General features: G+C 70.9%; 3 protein-coding genes. All 3 read left to right on the plus strand.

Going from position 1 to position 3,586, the window contains the following annotated elements; genetic code table 11:
* The first annotated feature begins 47 nt into the window (after positions 1-47).
* Positions 48-1,490 carry an FtsW/RodA/SpoVE family cell cycle protein gene (locus tag G6028_RS08000; protein ID WP_182644383.1) on the plus strand — a complete coding sequence of 481 codons (1,443 nt, stop codon included), beginning with the start codon at positions 48-50 and terminating at the stop codon, positions 1,488-1,490.
* A 7-nt stretch (positions 1,491-1,497) separates the two neighbouring features.
* The gene (locus tag G6028_RS08005) at positions 1,498-2,970 is read left to right on the plus strand and encodes a penicillin-binding transpeptidase domain-containing protein (RefSeq protein WP_182658563.1); all 1,473 of its coding nucleotides are present in this window, start codon (positions 1,498-1,500) and stop codon (positions 2,968-2,970) included.
* A partial coding sequence (locus tag G6028_RS08010; protein ID WP_182658564.1) for a serine/threonine-protein kinase occupies positions 2,967-3,586 on the plus strand: 620 nt, incomplete at its 3' end. The genes G6028_RS08005 and G6028_RS08010, both read left to right, overlap by 4 nt.

A 3,586-nucleotide genomic window follows, 5' to 3' on the forward strand; every position in this document is an offset into this window, starting at 1 on the left:
CCCCGGCCCCCGTGCCGGGAGTCGACTGCCGGGCGGTGAGCTGACCCGTGGCCGCCCCCGCACCCGGAACGCAGGCGGCTCCGGCCCCGCCCCGCCGCGGCAAGGAGCTCGTCCTGCTGGTCGCCGCGTCGGTGATCGTCGGCTTCGCGCTGCTCCTGGTCCAGTTGGCCCAGGAGCAGGAGCTCAGCCTCACACTGCTCTGGCTCACCCTCGCCTACCTCGGCCTGTGCGGGGGCGCCCATCTGCTGATCCGATGGTTGGCGCCCTTCTCTGACCCCGTGCTCCTGCCGGCCGTCGCCCTGCTCAACGGCCTGGGCCTGGTGCTGATCTACCGCCTCGACCTGGCGTACGCGGCGCGCGCCGTCGCCAACGGCACCGACCCGCCAGGGATGGACGTCACCCGGCAGCTGCTGTGGACCCTGATCGGGTTGGCTTTCATGGCGGCCGTGTTGTACTTCCTCCGGGACCACCGGGTGCTGTCCCGGTACGGCTACACCATGGGTTTCGCCGGACTGGTGCTGCTGGCGATCCCGGCGGTGCTGCCCGCCCGGTTCTCCGAGATCAACGGCGCCAAGAACTGGATCATCCTGCCCGGCTTCACCATCCAGCCCGGCGAGTTCGCCAAGATCCTGCTCATCATCTTCTTCGCCTCGATCCTGGTCGAGAAGCGGGAGCTGTTCACCAGCGCCGGCCGGCGGATCCTCGGCGTGGACCTGCCCCGCGGGCGTGACCTCGGTCCGATCATCGTGGCGTGGTTCCTGTCCCTGGGCGTGCTGGTGTTCAACACGGACCTCGGCATGGCGCTCCTGCTCTTCGCCACCGTGCTCACCATGCTCTACGTGGCCACGGAGCGCGTCAGCTGGTTGCTCATCGGCGTGGTGCTGGTGGGTATCGGTGGCGTGCTGGCCTACGCCCTCTTCGGGCACGTGCGGGTGCGGTTCCAGATCTGGCAGGACCCCTTCGCCTACTTCGACACCGGCGGTTATCAGAGCTCGCAGGCACTGTTCGGTCTCGCCTCCGGCGGCATGGGCGGCACCGGACTCGGCAACGGGCGGCCGGACCAGGTGCCGTTCGCGGGCACCGACTTCATCACCTCCACGATCGGCGAGGAACTGGGCCTGATCGGCCTCGCCGCCGTGCTGATGATCTACACGATCATCGTCCTGCGCGGGATCCGCGTGGGTCTGACCATCAGGGACAGCTTCGGCAAACTCGTCGCCGTCGGCCTGGCCTTCACCGTGGCCATCCAGGTGTTCGTGGTGGTCGGCGGGGTCTCCACCCTCATCCCGCTCACCGGGCTCACCCTGCCCTTCATGGCCTACGGCGGGTCGAGCCTGCTCGCCAACTACGCCCTGCTGGCCATCCTGCTCCGGTTGTCGGACGACGCCCGGCGGCCGCTGCCGACCCCGCGTCAGACACCCGCGCTCGCCGAGGCCGCCACGGGCATGATGCGGACCCCGCTGCTGGCCCGCGTCCGGAAGTCCGGGTGAGCGCCGCGTGAACGCCGCCATCCGCAGGATCGCGATCGCCGCCATCGTCATGGTGGTCGCGCTGCTCCTGCAGCTCACCTGGGTGCAGGTCTTCCGCGCCGACGACCTGCGCGCCGACCCCCGCAACACCCGGATGCTGCTCGACGAGTACTCCCGCCAGCGCGGGCAGATCACCGCCGGCGGCCGGGTGCTGGCCATGTCGGTCCCCTCCGAGGGCAGGTACGAGTTCGAGCGCACCTATCCCACCGGTCCGACCGCGTTCGGCCCGACGGTCGGGTACTACTCCCTGCAGTTCGCCACCTCGGGGATCGAACAGTCCCAGGACGCGTTCCTCAACGGGTCCGACCCGCGGCTGCTCTCCCAGCGCATCTCGGGGCTCATCTCCGGGCGCACCCCCCAGGGCGGTTCGGTGGAGCTGACGCTCGACCCCGTCGCCCAGGAGGTCGCCTACGCGGCGCTGCAGCGGGGCGCGGGCCAGGGACCCTTCGTGGGTTCCGTGGCGGCGGTCCGACCCTCCACCGGCGAGGTCCTGGCGCTGGCCTCCAGCCCGTCCTTCGATCCCAACGCCCTGTCCAGCCAGGAGCAGACCGTCCGCACGCAGGAGATGGCGCGGGTCGAGCAGAGCCCCGACCGGCCGCTGCTCAACCACGCCACCCAGCAGTCCCTGCCTCCCGGGTCCACCATGAAGGTCATCACCACCGCCGCCGCCCTCGAGTCCGGGATGGGACCGGAGACCCCGGTCTCCGGCGCGGACCGCACCCTGCTGCCCGGGACCTCCACGTTCCTGCAGAACTACGCCGGCCAGGCCTGCGGGGGCGGCACCGTGACCCTCCGCACCGCGTTCGAGCTCTCCTGCAACGTGCCCTTCGTGGAGCTCAGCCAGGAGATCGGTGCCGACGCGTTCACCGAGATGGCCGAGCGCTTCGGTGTGGACGGCGGTGAGCCGGACGAGCTCGGGATCCCCGCGGCGCCGTCCGGGCTCGGCCAGATGGAGGACGCCGCCCAGCTCGCCATGAGCTCGATCGGTCAGAGCGATGTCCGCATGACCACGCTGCAGAACGCCATGGTGGCCGCGACCGTGTCCAACGGCGGGGTGCGTATGCAGCCGAAGCTGATCCGTTCGCTCACGGCGCCGGACCTCTCCGTGGTGCAGGGGTTCACCCCCGAGGACGCCGGACGCGCCCTCACCGACGAGCAGGCCGGCACCCTCACCGAGCTCATGGAGGGCGCGGAGCGCAACGCCGGGGGCGGCCTGCCCGGGGTGACCATCGCCTCCAAGACCGGCACCGCGGAGCACGGCGTGGACGCCGCGGAGTCCGTCCCCTACACCTGGTACATCGCGTTCGTACCCGGGCAGGACGTGGCCGTGGCCGTGGCGATCGAATCCGGGCCGGGCGTCACCCGCGACACTGTGGGCTCCACCTACGCCGCCCCCATCGGGCGCGAGGTCCTCGGTGCCCTCCTCGGGGGAGCCGGATGAGCCTCAACTCCGGAGCGCTCCTGTCCGGCCGGTACCGCCTGTTGCGCCTGATCGCCACGGGCGGGATGGGTCAGGTCTGGGAGGCCGCCGACGCGGTGCTGGACCGGCACGTGGCGGTGAAGGTGCTCAAGGCCGAGTTCTCCTCCGACCAGGAGTTCGTCGAGCGGTTCCGGTCCGAGGCCAAGGTGACGGCACGGATCTCGCACCCGGGGATCGCGACGGTCTACGACTACGGGCAGATCGACGACCCGGCCTCGGGTAGCCCACTGTCCTACCTGGTCATGGAGCTCGTGGTGGGCGAGCCGCTGTCCGACGTCCTGTCCCGCGAGGGGTCGCTCCCGCTGCGCCACACCCTCGACATGCTGGAGCAGACCGGTCGCGCGCTCAACGCCGCACACGCGATCGGGTTGGTGCACCGGGACGTCAAGCCGGGCAACATCCTCATCACGCCCTCCGGGCAGGTCAAGCTCACCGATTTCGGCATCGCCAAGTCGATGGGGTCCGCGGCGGTCACCCAGGCCGGGATGGTCGTGGGCACCGCCCAGTACATCGCCCCCGAGCAGGCCATGGGGCACGAGACCACCCCGGCCGGTGACGTGTACTCGCTCGGCGTGGT

The sequence above is a fragment of the Dietzia cercidiphylli genome (genome assembly GCF_014145145.1).
In the GTDB taxonomy this organism is placed as follows: domain Bacteria; phylum Actinomycetota; class Actinomycetes; order Mycobacteriales; family Mycobacteriaceae; genus Dietzia; species Dietzia natronolimnaea.